This is a genomic window from Myxococcus sp. CA040A (assembly GCF_013336725.1).
Taxonomy (GTDB): domain Bacteria; phylum Myxococcota; class Myxococcia; order Myxococcales; family Myxococcaceae; genus Myxococcus; species Myxococcus llanfairpwllgwyngyllgogerychwyrndrobwllllantysiliogogogochensis.
Genome location: NZ_JABUMR010000007.1, coordinates 107,395 through 124,506, shown reverse-complemented (window position 1 = coordinate 124,506; position 17,112 = coordinate 107,395). Strand labels below are relative to the sequence as shown.

Here is a 17,112-nt window from a genome sequence, read left to right as displayed (position 1 = left end):
TCCTCAAGCGTCGCCTCCGGTGACGCGGGCCACGGCGAAGAGGCTCATGCCCACCGGCAGCTTCACGTTCGCCTCGGCGCGGGCGAACAGAGGGGCCAGCGTGTCGTACAGCTTGAGCTGGAGCTTGGGCACGGAGCGGCGGCGCAACAGCCGGCTGTTGACGAACCAGCCGGGCATGCCCACCAGGTTCATCCACTCCAGCTTCTCCACCTCGAAGCCATTCTCCTCCAGCACGGCGCGCAGGCTGGCGGGGGTGTAGCGGCGGTAGTGGCCCACGGCCTCGTCGATGCTGCCGAACAGCTGCTCCAGCGCGGGGACCAGGATGAGCACCCGTCCTCCGGGCGCCAGAATCTGGCGGAAGCGGCGCACCGCGGACCCGTCGTCGGGGATGTGCTCCAGCACGTTGGAGAGGACGATGGTGTCCAGGCGCTCCTGCTTGAGCGACTCCCAGTCCGCCAGGGCCACGTCGGACAGGTACGGGCGGACGTGGGGCCGGCCGCGGAAGAGGTTCTTCAGGCGGTCGACGTAGAAGCGGTCGACCTCCAGCGCGATGAGCAGCTCCGCGCCGGACTCCAGCTCGCGGGTAATCGTGCCGATGCCGGCGCCAATCTCCAGCACGCGGCGGCCCAGGTGCGCGCGGAAGCGGCGGCCCAGCCACTGGTTGTAGTGGGTGGCGCCGTCCATGCGCTCCAGCGTGGTGTAGCCCTCGTGCTGGTTGTCCGCGTCGTCGCGCACGGTGGCGTAGCGCATCAGCGTGCGCAGCTGCGACAGGCGCGCGGCGCGCGGGCGGCGGGGCACGGCCTGCATGGGCGGCAGCGACACCTCCGTGAGGCGGTAGAGCTGCGCGGCCAGCTTCACGACGAGCTCGGCGTCCACCGCGTCGTCATCGCTGGTGAGGGTGACGGAGCGCAGGGCCTCCGTGCGGAACGCGCGCACGCCGCTGAGCGGGTCCTTCACCGGCACGTCCGTGACGAAGCGGGCGACATGGCCCATCGCGCGCTCGGCCCACAGCTCCGGCGTCAGGCCCGGGGTGCCCCGGCGGCCGAAGACGGCGTCCGCGGTGTCCGCCTGGAGCGGGCCCATCAGCGACTCGTAGGCGTCCGGTGCGTAGGCCGCATCCGGGTCCTGGAGCACCGTCACGGCGCTCGTCACGTGGGACAGCGCCGCGCGGATGGACGCGCCCTTGCCTCCCTGGACGCTGAGCACATGCAGGCCGGGCCGTGATGCCACATCCGGCTGGCCGTCTCCGGCGAGAACCACTTCCGCGCGGCCCGCCAGGGCGCGGGCGAAATGGGCGGCGGCATCTACAGTGGACGAGTCGAAGGGGATGATGACGGAGTGCGGAAAGCTCACGTCGCGCTCCCTAGCACAGGCGGCCCGAATGCGCGCGTTCCTCCCTCGAAGAAGGGTGGAAGGGGGGCGTCCAGGCGACGGCGGAACGATGGACAACCCGGGGCGGACACGGCACGCTCGACGACGGTGTCCATGGGTGTGGGTGAAGGTCGGAACCGGCCCAGGCGCTCCAGGCTCCAGGAGAGACAAGACGTGGAAGGAACCGTGTTCGACCCGGCCGGTGGTAACAGCGGCCCGACGCCCGCGGGATTGATGCTCCGCGCGCGGGCGCTCTGGCGACGCAAGTGGGTCGTGCTCGGCGTGGCGGTGGTGGTGGCGGCGCTCGCGGCCGTCTACACGCTGCGCCAGCCCAAGGTCTTCTCCGCCAGCACCTCGCTCATCATCGACGTGATGGCGCCTCGCTTCCTGGACGGCGAGGTGAAGGAGGTCATGGGCGAGGAGCGCAGCAACTACTGGTTCAACAAGGAGTACTACGCCACGCAGAGCGAAATCATCACCTCGCGCGCGGTGGCCAGCCGGGTGGTGGACAAGCTCGGACTGTCGACGGACCCAGGCTTCCTGGGGCTCGCGGGCCTGCAGGACGAGAAGGCCCGCGTCCAGGCCATGCAGGGCTCGGACGCGGTGGGGCTGCTCCAGTCGCGCATCCGCGTGCTGCCCGCGAAGGACTCGCGGGTGATGAACATCGCGGTGGATGACCTGGATGCCCAGCGCGCCGCGCTGCTCGCCAATGAAGTGGCGGGCGCGTACATGGCGGAGAACCTGGCGCTCAAGCTGCGCATGACGGAGGACGCGCAAAGCTGGCTGGAGGGGCGGCTGGAGGACCTGGAGAACCAGTCCAAGGCGAGCGAGATGGCTGTCTACGACTTCAAGAAGGACGCGGACATGCTGTCCACGTCGCTGGAGTCGCGGATGAGCATCGTCAGCGACCGCATCAACAGCTACAACCTGAACCTCACCGAGGTGAGCACCCGCATCGCCGCGCTGCAGGCGCGCGTGGAGGCCATCCAGAAGCTGCGCAAGGCCTCGCCCGACGACGAGCTGTGGGCGGAGGCGCTGCCGGGGGCCAAGGATGGCTCCATCCAGGACCTCAAGAAGGCCTACACGGACGTGCGCGTGGCGTGCGCGGAGTTGACAGAGCGCTACCTGCCCGAGCACCCGAAGCTCCTGGAGTGCCAGGGCAAGCTGGCGGTGATTCAGGCCGACTTCCTCAAGAGTCTGCGCAACCTGGTGCGCTCGGCGGAGACGGAGCTGTCCGAGGCGGAGGCGCAGCGCAAGAACCTGGTGCGACTGCTGGACGACGCCAAGGCCGAGGCGTTCCAGGTGAACAAGAAGTCCATCGAGTACGACCGGCTCAAGCGCGAGTCGGACAACAACCAGCGGCTCTACGAGCTGGTGCTCAAGCGGCTCAAGGACATCGAGCTGTCGGGCCTCTTGCGCACCAGCAACGTGCGCGTGTTGGACTCGGCCCGGCCGCAGTACATCCCGGTGAAGCCGAACGTGAATCGCAACCTGCTGGTGGGGTTGGTGATGGGGGTGCTCGCGGGGCTGGGCGTGGCGCTGCTCCTGGACCTGCTGGAGAACAGCGTGGCCACGCAGGCGGACGTGGAGGAGCGGCTGGGGCTGGCGTTCCTGGGCGTGATGCCGCGCATCGAGGGGCACCACCCGCCGAAGGACCGGGACCTCTACGTGCACCGCGAGCCGAAGTCGTCGGTGGCGGAGTGCTGTCGGGCCATCCGGACCAACCTCCTGTTCATGTCTCCGGACACGCCCTTCAAGACGCTGGTGGTGACGTCCAGTGGTCCTCAGGAAGGCAAGTCCACCACCAGCATCAACCTGGGCGTGGCCATGGCCCAGAGCGGCAACCGGGTGCTGCTGCTGGACACGGACATGCGCAGGCCCCGGCTGCACCGGGCCTTCGGCGTGCCGAACGAGCTGGGCATCTCCTCGCTGGTGGTGGGCGAGGGCACGCTGGACGCGGCGGTGAAGAGCACGGAAGTGCCCGGCCTGTTCGTGTTGCCGTGCGGCCCCATTCCGCCCAACCCGGCGGAGCTGTTGCACACGCGGGCCTTCACGGAGCTGTTGAAGGCGGCGGCGGGGAAGTTCGACCGCGTCATCCTGGACAGCCCGCCCCTCAACGCGGTGGCGGACGCGGCGGTGCTGGCCACGCAGTGTGACGGCGTGGTGCTGGTGCTCAAGGCGGGCAAGACGAACCGCGAGTCGGCCCGGCGCGCGCTGCGCTCGCTGGCGGACGTGCAGGCGCGCATGTACGGCGCCATCCTCAACGACGTGGACTTGAAGGCGCCGCGCTACGGGGACTCGTACCTGGCCTACCAGGGGTATGGGCAGTACGCGGAGGAGTCCAAGGACGGGGTGACGCAGTCGTGAGCACGCCCCCGGCGGGAGCGGGTCTGCGGGTGTTGCACCTGGGCAAGTTCTATCCGCCCGCGTCGGGTGGTATCGAAAGCCACGTCCAGACGCTGGCCCGCGCGCAGGCGGCGCAGGGCGCCCAGGTGCAGGTGCTGTGCGCCAACCACTCGAGGGACTCGGGCAACACCAGCCATGAGTTCCGGGGCAGCAGCCCCACGCGTGAGGAGTGGGACGGCCCGGTGCGCGTGGTGCGGCTGGGGCGCCGGGCCTCGGTGGCGCGCATGGACGTGCTGCCGGAGCTGCCGGGGATGTTGCGGCGGATGCTCGCGCGGGGCGTGGACGTGGTGCACCTGCACACGCCGAACCCCACCATGGTGCTCGCGCTGGATTGCGTGCCCCGACTCCCCGCGGTCTTCATCACCCACCACAGCGACATCATCCGTCAGCGGGTGGCCGGCGCGCTGTTCCGCCCTTTCGAGCTGCTGCTGTACACCCGCGCACGCCGGATTCTGTCCGACAGCGAGGCGTACGTGCATGGCTCCGCGCTCCTGAAGACCTTCCGGCAGAAGGTCCGCGCCCTGCCGCTGGGCATCGACCTGGGGCCCTATCTCCAGCCGTCCGCCGAGGCGCTGAAGGCGGAGGCGCACTGGCGGCAGGAGGCCGGAGGCCAGCCGCTGTGGCTGATGGTGGGGCGGCTCGTCTACTACAAGGGCCTGTTCACCGCGTTGGAGGCGCTCGCGCGGGTGCCCGGGCGACTGATGGTGGTGGGCGTGGGGCCGCTGGAAGAAGAGGCGCGCGCGAGAGCGAAGGCGCTGGGCGTGGCGGACCGCGTGACGTGGGCGGGCTACCTCCCTCCGGATTCGCTCACTGGTGCGTATCGCGCGGCCACCGCGCTGTGGTTCCCCAGCAATGCGCGCAGCGAGGCGTATGGGCTGTCGCAGGCGGAGGCCATGGCGTGTGGCCTGCCCGTGCTGAACACCGCGATTGCGCACTCGGGGGTGCCGTGGGTGAGCCGACACGAGGAGACGGGATTGACCGTTCCGGTGGGTGACGCGCAGGCGCTGGCGCGCGCGGCAAGGCGACTGGTGGAGGAGCCGGGGCTGGCGGAGCAGTTGGGGCGCGGCGCTCGGGCGCGGGCGGAGGCGGAGCTCCGGCACGACGTCATGGCCGCTCGCAGCCTCACGTTGTACGCGGAGGCGCTGGGGCGGCCCGTGCCGACCTCGGAGACACCGACCGACACACGAGCCGTCGCGTGAAGAGTCCGCGCCCGCCCATGTCGGCGCGGCCGGGACTCCAGGGCCCCGGCGTCCTGGGGCGCCGATATGTGCGGCGCGCGCCCGGCGCACCGCTGGAGGTCGTCTCGGCGCCGGCCCCGCGAGTCGGCGGTGCCGGCGCGCTCGAGACGAATCCCGGTGCCACCCGAAGCGGGGAGCCGCGGACCGGTTCGCGAGGCGGATGGCTTTCCTCGGCGCGGCTGGTGCCGCTGTTCGTGGGTCTGCTCATCGCCTGTCAGCTCGCGCTGCTGGTGGAGGCCATCTCCCCGGTGCGCGTGGTGGTGCGGACCCTGGCGTTCGGTCTCAGCCTCGCGTTGCTGGTGCTGGTGCCAGGGCGGAGCCTGAAGCACCCCGCGCTGCCCTTCGTGCTGGGGGCGCTGGGCATCACCGCGCTCAACTTCTTCAACCCGGGAACCGTGAGTGCGCTGGGTGCGATGGCGCAGTTGGCCATCCAGGTCTCCATCGTCGCGCCGCTGCTCTGGGTGACGCGGCTGTCCATCGACCCGAAGACGTTCCGGCTCACCCTGGCGCTGCTCTTCTTCTTCAACACCGCGAGCGCCACCGTGGGGGTGCTCCAGGTCTATTTCCCGGGCCGCTTCCAGCCCAACGTCTCCACCATGATTCAGAACCAGGGCGAGGCCTACGTGCGCAGCCTGGAGTTCGAGACGGTCAGCGGCGAGCGCGTCTTTCGCCCCATGGGCCTGACGGACATGCCGGGCGGCGCCGCGACGGGCGCCTTCTACTCGGTGCTGCTGGGCGGAGGCTTCCTGCTGTCGTCCCGGCGCGGGTGGGTGCGGGGGATGAGCGTGGGCAGCATCCTGGTGGGGCTGCTGTGCCTCTACCTCTGTCAGGTCCGCGCGCTCGCACTGATGCTGGTCGTCTGCGTGGCGGCGATGGCGCTCGTCCTCGCGTTGAGCGGACGGCTCGCGCGACTGGCGACGCTGGTGGTGGTGGTGGGCGGGGCGGCGGTGTTCACCTTCGGCTGGGCCGTCGCGGTGGGCGGCGACGCGGTGTTCGCGCGCTGGAACAGCCTGTTCGAGGAGCGCCCCGAGCAGGTCTACCACCGCAACCGGGGCCTCTTCCTGGAAGTGACGCTCAACGACCTGCTGCCGGTGTACCCGCTGGGCGCGGGGCTCGGTCGCTACGGCATGGCCAACGCCTACTTCGGTGACAACTCGGACCCGGCGCGTCCCTCGCTGTGGGCCGAAATCCAGTGGACCGCGTGGGTGTACGACGGCGGGTTCCTGGTGATGCTGCTCTATCCGCTGGGCCTGCTCGCGGCCATGGCGTGGGTGTTCCGCATCGCCCGCCAGCGGGAGACCACGGGGGGCGAGTTCTGGCTGTGGGGCAGCGTCATCTTCGCCTACAACCTCGGCGCGCTGGCACTGACCTTCAGCTACTCGTTCTTCATGAGCCAGATGGGCATGGAGTTCTGGCTGCTCAACGCGGCGCTCTTCGGCGCCTGGACGCATGCGACGACCCTACACGCTCATCGCCGGTGACTTCGTGGCCACCGGTGGCATGGACCGGGCCAACCTCGCGCTGGCACTGTGGCTGGCGAAGCAGGGTGGGCCGGTGCGGCTGGTGGCGCACCGAATCGCGGACGCGCTGCGAGAGTTTCCCAACGTGCGCTTCGTCCACGTGCCCAAGCCGGCCAATGCGTACCTGCTGGGCGAGCCGCTGCTGGATGCGGTGGGGCGTGCCTGGGCGCTGCGCACGCGGGCCGAGGGCGGGCGGGTGCTGGCCAATGGAGGCAACTGCGTCGTGCCCGGGGCCAACTGGGTCCACTACGTCCACGGGGCCTATACCTCCGAGCCCGTGGGCGGCGTGCTTCGCCGACTCAAGGGCCGGGTGAGTCACCATCGCTACAAGAAGGATGAGCACAAGGCGCTGTGGCGCTCGAACGTCATCATCGCCAACTCCGCGCGGACGCGCGCCGACCTGGTGGCGGCGACCGGTGTTCCCGAGGCGCGGGTGCACGTCGTCTATTACGGCAGCGAGCCGGAGCGCTTCCACCCTGTCTCCCAGGAGACTCGGAGCGCGACGCGCGCGGCGCTGGGCTGGCCGGCGGACCGGCGCGTGGCGCTCTTCGTCGGAGCGCTGGGTGACAGGCGCAAGGGCTTCGACACGCTCTTCGAGGCGTGGTCCCGACTTCACGCCCGAGGCGACTGGGACACGGACCTCAAGGTGGTGGGCGCGGGCTCGCAGCGCGAGGCCTGGGAACAGGAAGCGCGGGTGCGCGGCCTGTCGGAGCGCGTCCAGTTCCTCGGGTTCCGAAGTGACGTGCCAGTGCTGTTGTCCGCCGCGGACCTGCTCGTGGCTCCGACGCGCTACGAGGCCTATGGGCTGGGGGTTCACGAAGCCCTGTGCGCGGGGCTGCCCGCGCTCGTGAGTCGCTCCGCGGGCGTGGCGGAGCGCTATCCCGCTGCACTGCGGGACTTGTTGCTGGATGACCCCGATGACGTGGCGGGGCTCGTGGGCGCGCTGGAGTCCTGGAGGACGAACGCGACCGCCTGGGCCGTGCCTCTGGCCTCTTTGTCGGAGTCGCTGCGCGCCAGGACATGGGACGACATGGCCTCTACGCTCGTCGAGGTGATGGAGCGCGAGGGCTGAGCGAACTCAGCGGCGGGCCAGGACCTCGTCGAAGAAGTCCAGATGGGCCCGTGCCACGACAGGCCAGGCGAAGCGGGTGACGGCGCGCTCCCGGCCGCGCGCGGAGAGTTCCCGGCGTTGCTCGGGACTCTCCAGGAGTCGGGCCAGGGCGGCGGTCCATGCCGAGACGTCCGCTTCGGGGAGCACGAGGCCCGCGTCGCCCACGGTGCGGGGCACCTCACCCGAGTCGCTGCCCAGCACGGGCACCCCGCAGGCGAAGCCCTCCGCGAGCATTCGTCCGAACTGCTCCTTCCACCGAGGCGTCGTCTGACTGGGCGCGCACAGCAGGTCCATGGCGTTGAGTGCGCGCGGCACGTCTCCGTGCGGAACTCCGGTGATGATGCGCACGCGTCCCTCATGCCGTGAGGCCCAGTCTCGCAGCGCACCGTCCAGGGGACCGCCCCCCACGAACAGGGCGCGCCACGGTGTCTGGAGTCGCTCCAGGGTCGCCATCAGCAGGGGCACGCCCTTCTCGGGCACGAAGCGTCCCAGGTAGCCGACCACGGGAGGACCCGATGCCTCCCAGCCCTGCTCGCGCAGGAACGCCTCGCCCGCGGCGCGGTCCGGACGGAACAGCTCCACGTCCACGCCCATGGGAATGGCGCGCGCGGGCCTCGCCGCATAACCCGGCCGGGTGGCGAGGAGGTCCTTCACCGTCTCGCCCCAGGCCACCCAGCCCGAGGCGCGCTGGACGACGAAGCGCTCGGCCTGCGCGAAGAGGGGCGGGTAGCGCTTGAAGAGGTTCTGCGCCGAGCAGAAGACCAGGGGCGTGCGGTGCGGCGTGAGCAGGGCCACCTCCAGCCCCGCGAGCACATAGGGCTCCTCCCAGGAGTGGACGAGGTCTACGTCACCCGCGAGGCAGCCGCGCAGCTCCGGCCCATAGACGAAGGCATGCAGGGAGCGACTGAAGAAGGCACGCACGGCTTCCAGCGTCGCGGCCTCGCCCTCCTCGCGCTTCAAGGTGAGAGGGCTCAGGTCGCCTTGGAAGAAGCGAGGCGCCACGGCCTTCACCTCCCACGTCCCCGCCCCCACGCGCGCCAGCTCGTTGGCGAGGCGCCGGTTCAGGCCGACGACATAGGAGTGCGAGACGGTGACGAGTCTGCGAGGCCGCTTCACGGAAGCTCCCGGTCCACGGAGGACCGAACCAGACCCGCCCCACCGGGTCAAGGCACCAGAAAGAACGAGACTCCGTCAGGTGGACAGCAGCGAGCGGTACACGGCGAGCACCTCGCGTGCATAGCGTTCGCGGGAGAAGCGCGCCCCCGCCGTCTTTCGGCCCGCCTCGCCCAGTCGTGCGCGCAAGGCCGAATCCGACAGGAGGGTGCGCAGGGTGGTGGCGAGGAGAGGGGCATCGCCGGGCTCGATGAGCCAGGCATCGACTCCGTCCGTGAGCGCCTCCGCCGCGCCGCTCGCGCGCGAGACGATGGAGGGCGTCGCGCAGGCCAGGGCCTCCGCGATGGTGAGGCCGAAGGGCTCGCGGCGCGTGCTGGCGTGCACGAAGACGTCCAGGGCGCGGTAGACGGCGGACGGGTCGGCCTGGAAGGGCACCAGCCCCACGTGTCCGGTGAGCTGATGGTGACCGATGAGCCGCCGCAGCTCGTCCTCGGTGAACTGGGAGCCTGGGGTCCGGTAGAGCGGAGCCCCCACCAGATAGAAGCGCACCTCGAGCGTCGGCGCCTGCCGCGACAGCCGTGCGGCGGCTTCCAGGAAGACGTCATGCCCCTTCCAGCGCGCGTAGGTGGCGACGAGCCCCACGCGAAGGGTTCCTTCCGGAGCAGGGGGAAGACCCGCCAGGGCGTCCAGGTCCGCGCGGTGTCCCGCCCCCGGTGAGAACCTCTCCACGTCCACGCCATTGCTGGCGACGTGGATGGGAACCTTTCCGAGCACCGCGCGCGCGTCCTCACCTACCGCGTGGGAGTTGGCGATGGCGGCCGAGGCGAGAGGGGACTGCGCACCCAGTGCGAAGCGCACCAGCGGTCGCTCGCTCAGGAAGTCATGCACGTGCCAGACGCGCTTGACGGGCAGGCCCAAGGTGAAGGGGCTCAGCAGGTGGGTCTTGATGCCATTGGAGTGCAGCAGGTCCGGGCGCAGCCTCGCCACTTCCCGGCGCAGGGTACGTCCGTAGCTCGCGAGCAGGACACCGGTGGGCGCGAGGCTTCGCGCGAGGTTCCAGGCCTCCTTCGGCCCGCGTCCTCGCAGCCCGCTATCACCCAGGGAAGACAGCCGCTCCGGAAGCGGAAGCAGCCGCGCGTCCACCCCGAGCGCACGGGCTTCGTCCAGCAGGGCCCCCTCCGTGCCCGCGAAGAGCTGGAGCGAAAGGCCCGCATCCAGTTGGCGGAGGCAGGCCATCAGGTCCAGCAGCGCGCGCTCGGCACCACCGAGGACCCCCACGGGATTGAGGAAGAGGATGCGCACGCCCGCTGGACCGAAGCAGACCCCCTCGGGGTCGTCAATCACCGCCCCGCCCCAAGGACCCACCGCGGCGGGTGTGTGGCCACGGGAGGCAAACTCGCGTGAGACATGTGAATCATGAAAATCAAACGGGAGTGATGGAGGGCGTCACCTGGGAAGGACAGCTCGCGACGAGCCGCGTCGACGGGATTGTCTCGGCGGAGATGGCATCCACGGAGGGGAACGGGCGATGATGCTCGACCCGATGAGCCCTTCGCGGAAGTGCCCTCACTGCGGTGCCGACCACCGACCGGGTGTCACCGTCTGCCCGCGCGAGGTGTTCCGGGCAGGAGCCTCCCTGTCCGCGGGCCCGTATCGCGCGGATGACAACGAGGCCACGCTCAAGCGCGCGCCCGACTCGGAGCCGACGCAGGCGCCCTTCAGTCCGCTGGTCGAGGGTGTCCCCGCGGCGTACGCGGCGCGGATGATGAAGTGGGAGGAGTCCGTCACTCGCGACATGCTGGTGGGCAAGCAGGTCGGCGACTACGTGCTCAAGCGCCGCATCGGCAGTGGCGGCATGGGCATCGTCTACGAGGGCGAGCACGCGGTCATCGGTCGCAAGGTGGCCATCAAGGTGCTCCGCCCGGATTTCGCCGAAGGCGGTCGCGCCAGGGACCTGGCCACCGAGGCGCGTGCCGCATCGGCCATCCACCACCACGGCATCATCGACATCTTCGGCTTCGGCACCATCCCCGACGTCGGCCAGTACATGGTGATGGAGTACCTGGAGGGGGCGCCTCTCGACGAGGTCATCCAGCGCCGCGCGCCGATGCTCGAGCTGGAGGTCATTCAAATCCTGGAGGCACTGCTGGGGGCCCTGGCCGCCGCGCACGCGGTAGGCGTCATCCACAGGGACCTCAAGCCAGGAAACGTCTTCATGGTGCGCGAGGAGGGGCGAGGCGAGGCCATCAAGGTGCTCGACTTCGGCATCGCCAAGCGCAGCGAGGCGCCGCATGGGAGCACGCCCCAGACCCACGCCAACGCGATGGTGGGGACGCCCGAGTACATCGCGCCGGAGCAGGCGTGCGGCCAGCAGGTGAGTCCCCAGACGGACCTGTATGCGGTGGGCGTCATCGCCTACGAGATGCTGACGCGGCGACTGCCCTTCCAGGGGGAGACGCCCCTGGCCATCGTCCTCCAGCATGTCCGGACGCCGCCGCCGCGACTGTCGTCATATGTGGAGCTGAACCCGGCGCTGGAGTCCCTGGTGCTGCGCCTGCTGGCGAAGGAGCCGTCCGCGCGTCCCGCCTCCGCGGAGGCGGTGCGTCGGGAGCTCAAGCAGATCCGCATGGACCTCTTCGGAAGCGCGACGAAGCTCTCGACGCAGCCGCTGGAGACACACGCTCCGGACCCGACGCCTGTTGTGCCTCCTTCCCCAGCGAAGGGGGATCGATTCGCTAAACGAGCGGGGCGAGCACGGGGCGCGGCTCCTGCTCGGCGTCCGCATGGGTCCGACTCCGATGCCGCCACCAGCATCATGGTGAGGCCCACGCAGTTCCTGGAAGCGACGACGCTCGACCTGGCCACCATCCGCTCCGGGCGCTCGCGCAAGATGCTCATGGGGCTGGCGGGTGTGCTGATGCTGGTGGTGGGGGCCGGAGGCTGGGCGCTCCTGTCGTCGGCGCGAGCGGCGTCGGAGTCGAATGGAGCGGAGCGCTCCCGCCTGGGACGAGGGGCCTCGGAGCGGGAAGCCGGGCGTCGACAGGCGAGAGACGAAGGGGCCGAAGCCCGCGAGCCGACGGGTCGACGCTGACGAAGGTGCTCTGGCGCCGCGAGGCGCTTGTTGTGAGCGGGGTGTCGCCTCAACCTGGCAATCGCAAGGAGGCGTCCAGCACCGCGCGGGTGTGCGCGCTCCAGGTGAAGCGCGAGGCTCGTGTCGTGAGCGGGGTGTCGCCTCAACCTGTCAATTGCAAGTAGGCGTCCAGCACCGTGCGGGTATGCGCGCTCCAGGTGAAGCGAGCGGCGCGAGCCCGTCGTGACGCCAGCGGTGGCGCCTCCCGTCGTCCGGTCAGCAGCGAGTCCACGGTGTCGCTCCAAGCGGCGACATCTCCCACGGGACAGTAGAGACACGCCTCCGCGCCCACCTCCCGCAACACGGGCAAGTCGCTGGCGACCACGGGGGCACCGCAGGCCAGTGCCTCGATGATGGGGAGGCCGAAGCCCTCCGCCTCGCTCGTGAGGAGGACGGCCTTCGCGCTTCGGTACAGGCCCGCGAGCGTGGGCCGGTCCTGCCACGAAGGCTGGAGCAGCGCCCCTCCGATGCCCAGCCTTGTCACCCGCTCACGCAGCGCCGGAGTGAGTGCTCCGCCTTGCTGCACCAATCGCAGGTCGGGATGACGGGAGCGCAGGCTCGCGAAGGTGTCGAACAGCACATCCAGCCGTTTGCGGGGAATCGCGCTGCCGACGTGCAGCACGTAGGGCCTGCCCTCCAGCGGCGCGAGGACTTCCGCGCTCATGTCTCCGGGCACGGGCTCCGGTCGATATTCGGGCGACGTGCCCAGCGGTGCCCAGACGAGACGGGTCGGGTCCACCAGGCCGTGCGCGAGCAGTTCGTCACGCACCGCCTGGGAGTTATGGAAGACGATGGCCGCGCGTTGCAGCCCTCGGAGCTGGGCGCGGGCCAGCTGTCGGAACCATGCGGGGCGAGGCTCTCGGTGGGGCTCCACCACGGAGCGGAACGCGTCCAGGTCATGGCAATAGACGCCGGTACGCGAGGCGGGCAGCGCATGAACGAGCTGCGCGTACGTGTGGTCCACCACGTGGAAGGCCTCATCGCGGGCTCGCGTCAGCAGGGCCCGCGTCGGATACAGCCCGAAGCGGGTGAGGACGCGGTCCACGTTGAAGGACTGGGGGCGCGAGCCCAGCACTGGCAGCCGACGCACCACCGAGGCAATGGTGGGACGCACTTCACGGGCGGACACCTCGCGAGGATATCCGGCCAGTCCCTCCAGGAGCGCTTCGCCGACCAGGTCCATGCTGGGCCAGCCCTCTTCACGAGGATCCATCAGCACCGCGAGTCGGAGGGGCTCGCGGGGGCTCATGAGCGGGGCTCCCGAGAGGAAGGGCCCGGGCGCAGCAGTCGCTCCACCGTGCGCTCCAGCGCGAAGTGCTCGCGGTAGGCGCGTGCGGCGCGCTCACCCAACTGGAGGCGCTCCGTTGGGTTCGACAGGAGTCGTTCGGCGGCTTGCACCAGAGGGGCTGTCGCGGTGCCCTCCACCAGGGCCACGGCGTCCAGCTCTCGCCACAGCGGCTCTGTGTGGTGTCCCGTGTTGGTGACCAGCGGGCAGCCCAGGGAGAGCCCGGCCATGACCGTCGTTCGCCGCGAAGTCACGCCGTCGGGATAGGGCTGCACCAGCAGATCCACGGCCGCGAGGTGCGCGGCCACGTCCTCTCCTGGAAGCGCGCCGCGCGCCACCACGCGCTCGGTCAGGTCGGGGTGCCGACCCACCAGTGCCTGGGCGAACTCGCGGCTGGTGCGCCCCAGCAGCAACACCTTGCGCTGTCGCTCCGCGCGCAGCAGCGGCACCAGCACCGCTTCCAGTGTCCCGGTGATGGAGGGCGCATAGGTCCCGAAGTGTCCCAACCAGGGCCCGGGCCCGAGCACCGCGCGTACCTGTTGAATCGCAGCCACGTCGGGGTCGACGGGCAGGGTGCTGGGAATGGGGCACCACTCGGCGAGGGGCTGGACGTTCGCGGGCAGGTGTCGCGTCCAGGCCGGAATGGACACGAAGGCGCGGTCCAGACCCTGGGCCAGCAGCCGAGCCATCACCCACGTGGTACCCGCGAGCACCTGATGGCGAAGCCGGTCCCGAGGGTTCCACGGGTACACGATCTCGTGGAAGAAGACCCAGCGCTCATCCTGGCGACGCGTGGCGAACCACGCGCAGAACGGAACATTCATCGCCTTCATTCCGAAGGCGTGGGGCACGTACTGAAGCAGCAGCCGACGAGGGCCCGGGCATTTGTCCAGCTCACGTGTCAGGCGCGACGGTCCCAGGGGCGTGAGGAGTCCAGGGATGGCGTGGACCGTGACGTCTCCGTCGAGATGGACGCCGGTGTCTCCAGGGGCCCAGACATGAACCTGCTGGCCCGCGCGCGTGAGGGCCTGGGCCAGCATCCGCGTGTAGTCGCTAACGCCTCCTCGCTGGGGCGGGTACTCCCCGGTGAGCAGGTGCCAGGTGGGAGTGGGGGAGGGGGCAGGCATCGGACTTCGGCGCCGTTCGCGGGGGACGTGCTCAGCGAGGCGCGTGAGCGGGGAGGAGGGGACGGCGACCGTCAGGGGGCATGCGCGGCGAAGGACCGTAGTCGCGGGCCTTGGGGGGTGGCAATCATCGCGCGGGTGTCGGGCAGGCGAGCGACTTGGGGCACCGCGACCTGGAGCCCTGGCGCGCTCTGGCATTGCTTGTGAGGCCTGGAGGGGCCCGGTAGCATCCCGCCATCCGCTCGTGCCGTGCGCGTCGGATGTGCGTGGCCTGTCCGGCCCGCCCTTCGTCGACGCCCGGGAGCGGGGCGCTGCCAGCCATGAACGCGACTGCCGCACCGGAGGTGACGACTGGCGAGGTGAAGGCGCGTGCCCTGAAGGGCATGTTCGTCCTGGCCGCCCGCACGGCGGCCTCGCAGGGGCTGCGCGTGGTCAGCGCGCTGGCGCTCTCCCGGCTGCTGTTTCCCGCCGACTATGGGCTCTACGGCATCGTCGCGTACGTGGCCACGCTCGGTGCGTACCTGGGAGACATGGGGCTGAGCGCGGCGCTGGTGCATCAGTCGCGCGAGCCCACCCGCGACGAGACCTTCACCCTCTTCTGGTGTCATCAGGCCTTCACGGCCCTCATCGTCGTCGCCATCTGCGCGCTCGCCCCCTTTCTCATCGAAGGGTATGCGCTGGGTGCCGACGCCCTGCCCATGGTGTGGGTGATGGGCGTGGGCCTGTTCCTGACCACGTTGCGCGTGATTCCGCTGATGGCCCTGGAGCGCAAGCTGGCGTTTCCCGCCATTGCTCGCGCGGAGCTGGCGGAGAACGTGGCGCAGGTGGTCAGCACCATCGCCCTGGCGGCACTGGGGCTGGGGGCATGGTCCCTGGTGGGCGGTGGACTGGTGCGGGGCGCGGTGGGGTGGGCCTGCATCGCCTCGGCGTCCCCCTGGCGTCCGCGCGGGAGCTTTCGACCGAGGCTCCTGCGAGGACTGTTGGGCTATGGGCTGGCCATCCAGCTGCCTCCGCTGGTGGGCGCGCTGGTGGCCGGCTGGGTGCCGTTGATGGTGGGGCGGGTGTTGGGCAAGGAGGCGGTGGGGTTGGTGAACTGGGCATGGGCGCTCTCCTCGACGCCGATGATGCTCAGCGTGGTGCTCAATCGCGTGGCGTTCCCCTCGTACTGCCGGCTCCAGGATGATCCGCTGGGCTTCGCCGAGTACCTGCGCACCTCGCTGCGCCGGCTGTCCGCGGCGCTGTTGCTGGTCATCCCCCTGGCCGTCCTGACGTTGCCGGTGGTGGTGCCGCTGCTGTTCGGGCAGCGCTGGGTGGCCGCCATTCCCCTGGCGCAGTGGTTCAGCCTGGAGTGCGTGCTGATGACGCTGACGGGGCTGCTCGCCACCGCGCAGAACGCGGGCGGACGCCCGTGGGAGCGACTGGCGGTCGTCGTTGGCGCGGGCGCGGTGAAGTGGGGCCTGGGCACCTGGGCCCTGCATCGCTACGGGCTGTCGAGCGTCGGTCCCGTGTCGTTCCTGGTGGCGCTGGGGGAAATCTGGGTGACGACGTGGCGGGTGACGCGGCTCAACGCTGCGCTGCGCGGCCTGGTGTCCCAGGTGATGGAGCCGCTGCTCTCCGTGGGCCTGCTCATGGCTGGGGCGTACGCGGCGGCCTGGGTGCTGTTCGAGCAGGACATGCTGGCGCGGACGGCGGTGGGCTGTGTGTTGTTCGCCGCCCTGGTGCTGGTGCGCGAGTGGATTCCAAGGACGCGCTCCTTGCTGGACGAAGTGCGAGACATCCGGGCCTTCATCCAGGCCCGGCGTTCCGCGAGCGCCGCGCCAGTGAGCCCCGTGCCATGAGCGAGACGAGAGCCCTCCGATGACGAAACCCGACCTGGTCATCTCCATCGTCAATCACAGCAACCCGGAGCTGCTGCACGACTGTCTTCGCACGCTGCATGAGACGACGCGCGAGTGCACCTTCGAGGTCTGGGTGGTGGACAACGCCACGGACGGTCGGGGCGTGGAGGCGATGCGGCGCGACTTCCCGCGAGTGCGCTGGCTCTTCAACACGGAGCGCAAGGGGTTCTCCGCCAATCACAATCAGGTGCTGCGTCAGGCGCGGGGCCGCCACATCTGCATCTTCAACGACGACACCATCGTCCATGAAGGGGCGTTCGATGCGCTGGTGCGTTTCATGGATGAGAACCCTCGCGTGGGCATGGCGGGCGCGAGGCTCTTGAACGCGGATGGCACCATCCAGAACTGCACCTTCCGGCCCATGTCCCTGTCCGGGCAGCTCTTCGACCTGATGTTCCTGCCGCGCCCGCTGCATTTCCTCAAGCAGCTGGAAATCGACCCGGCCCAGTATGGGCACGAAGAGGCGCGGGTGAGCTGGGTGCTGGGGGCCTGCATCGTGGTGCGGGAGGAGACCCTGGCGGAGGTCGGTCTGCTCGACGAGGTCATGTCGCCCCTGGGCAACACCGAGGACACGGACTGGTGCGTCCGGGCCCGGAAGGCGGGCTGGGAGGTGGCCTTCTGTCCGGAGGCGGTGATTACGCACCTGACGAGCCGCTCGTTCCGTCCCTCCGCCACGGGACCGGACAAGGTGCGCATCGAGTTATGGCGCACGCGGCTGGCGTACTTCCGCAAGCACCATGGCCGGCTGCACGAGTGGGCGATGCGCGCCATCCTGGTGGGGACGTTGCCCTACAACTCGGCGGTGTTGACGCAGACGTTGCTGCGCGGACGCATGGCGATGCCGGAATACAAGCGCCAGCTCTCCACCTTTCTGCGCATCAGCGAGATGGGCTTGCGGGCCCGCGTGTGAGGCCGT

The 17,112-nt window shown here is 70.2% G+C and carries 12 protein-coding genes; 7 read left to right on the top strand and 5 right to left on the bottom strand.

From position 1 onward, the window contains the following. Window positions 1-3: 3 nt before the first annotated feature. Window positions 4-1,353, bottom strand: coding sequence for a bifunctional glycosyltransferase/class I SAM-dependent methyltransferase (locus HUA75_RS30595; RefSeq protein ID WP_174488398.1), 1,350 nt, complete (start codon window positions 1,351-1,353; stop codon window positions 4-6). 192 nt (window positions 1,354-1,545) lie between these two features. Here HUA75_RS30595 and HUA75_RS30590 point away from each other — a divergent pair, with 192 nt between their 5' ends. From HUA75_RS30590 to HUA75_RS30575, 4 genes are read left to right on the top strand one after another with little or no spacing between them, the layout of a single operon-like run. Further along, a complete protein-coding gene (locus tag HUA75_RS30590) occupies window positions 1,546-3,738 on the top strand; it encodes a polysaccharide biosynthesis tyrosine autokinase (RefSeq protein ID WP_141641770.1) in 2,193 nt (730 codons plus the stop codon). Then, entirely contained in the window at window positions 3,735-4,976 is a 1,242-nt protein-coding gene (locus tag HUA75_RS30585; RefSeq protein ID WP_174488397.1) for a glycosyltransferase, read from the top strand. The genes HUA75_RS30590 and HUA75_RS30585 overlap by 4 nt, the downstream gene beginning before the upstream one ends. A gap of 17 nt (window positions 4,977-4,993) precedes the next feature. Next, window positions 4,994-6,496 carry a hypothetical protein gene (locus tag HUA75_RS30580; protein ID WP_174488642.1) on the top strand — a complete coding sequence of 501 codons (1,503 nt, stop codon included), beginning with the start codon at window positions 4,994-4,996 and terminating at the stop codon, window positions 6,494-6,496. Continuing rightward, window positions 6,465-7,607 carry a glycosyltransferase gene (locus tag HUA75_RS30575; RefSeq protein WP_254627851.1) on the top strand — a complete coding sequence of 381 codons (1,143 nt, stop codon included), beginning with the start codon at window positions 6,465-6,467 and terminating at the stop codon, window positions 7,605-7,607. The genes HUA75_RS30580 and HUA75_RS30575 overlap by 32 nt, the downstream gene beginning before the upstream one ends. Before the next feature lie 6 nt (window positions 7,608-7,613). Here the strand turns inward: HUA75_RS30575 and HUA75_RS30570 are convergent, their stop codons facing one another. Next, the gene (locus HUA75_RS30570) at window positions 7,614-8,762 is read right to left on the bottom strand and encodes a glycosyltransferase family 4 protein (protein WP_174488396.1); all 1,149 of its coding nucleotides are present in this window, start codon (window positions 8,760-8,762) and stop codon (window positions 7,614-7,616) included. Between the two features lie 75 nt (window positions 8,763-8,837). Further along, window positions 8,838-10,061 carry a glycosyltransferase family 4 protein gene (locus HUA75_RS30565; protein WP_174488640.1) on the bottom strand — a complete coding sequence of 408 codons (1,224 nt, stop codon included), beginning with the start codon at window positions 10,059-10,061 and terminating at the stop codon, window positions 8,838-8,840. 226 nt (window positions 10,062-10,287) lie between these two features. Between HUA75_RS30565 and HUA75_RS30560 the strand changes: the two genes are divergently transcribed. Next, complete coding sequence (locus HUA75_RS30560) at window positions 10,288-11,850, top strand: serine/threonine-protein kinase (protein ID WP_217446349.1); 1,563 nt, start codon at window positions 10,288-10,290, stop codon at window positions 11,848-11,850. A 142-nt stretch (window positions 11,851-11,992) separates the two neighbouring features. On the opposite strand, the gene HUA75_RS30555 is transcribed toward HUA75_RS30560, so the two are convergent. Together HUA75_RS30555 and HUA75_RS30550 are read right to left on the bottom strand one after the other, a co-directional pair. Next, window positions 11,993-13,138: a glycosyltransferase family 1 protein gene (locus tag HUA75_RS30555; RefSeq protein ID WP_254627850.1), complete on the bottom strand. Its 1,146-nt coding sequence runs from the start codon at window positions 13,136-13,138 to the stop codon at window positions 11,993-11,995. Continuing rightward, window positions 13,135-14,301, bottom strand: a complete 1,167-nt coding sequence (locus tag HUA75_RS30550; protein WP_174488394.1) for a glycosyltransferase family 4 protein — start codon at window positions 14,299-14,301, stop codon at window positions 13,135-13,137. The genes HUA75_RS30555 and HUA75_RS30550 overlap by 4 nt, the downstream gene beginning before the upstream one ends. 317 nt (window positions 14,302-14,618) lie before the next feature. Here HUA75_RS30550 and HUA75_RS30545 point away from each other — a divergent pair, with 317 nt between their 5' ends. Together HUA75_RS30545 and HUA75_RS30540 are read left to right on the top strand one after the other, a co-directional pair. Further along, window positions 14,619-16,136, top strand: a complete 1,518-nt coding sequence (locus tag HUA75_RS30545) for an oligosaccharide flippase family protein (protein ID WP_174488393.1) — start codon at window positions 14,619-14,621, stop codon at window positions 16,134-16,136. Window positions 16,137-16,155: 19 nt separating this feature from the next. Beyond that, complete coding sequence (locus tag HUA75_RS30540; RefSeq protein ID WP_174488392.1) at window positions 16,156-17,106, top strand: glycosyltransferase family 2 protein; 951 nt, start codon at window positions 16,156-16,158, stop codon at window positions 17,104-17,106. The last annotated feature ends 6 nt before the right edge of the window (window positions 17,107-17,112 follow it).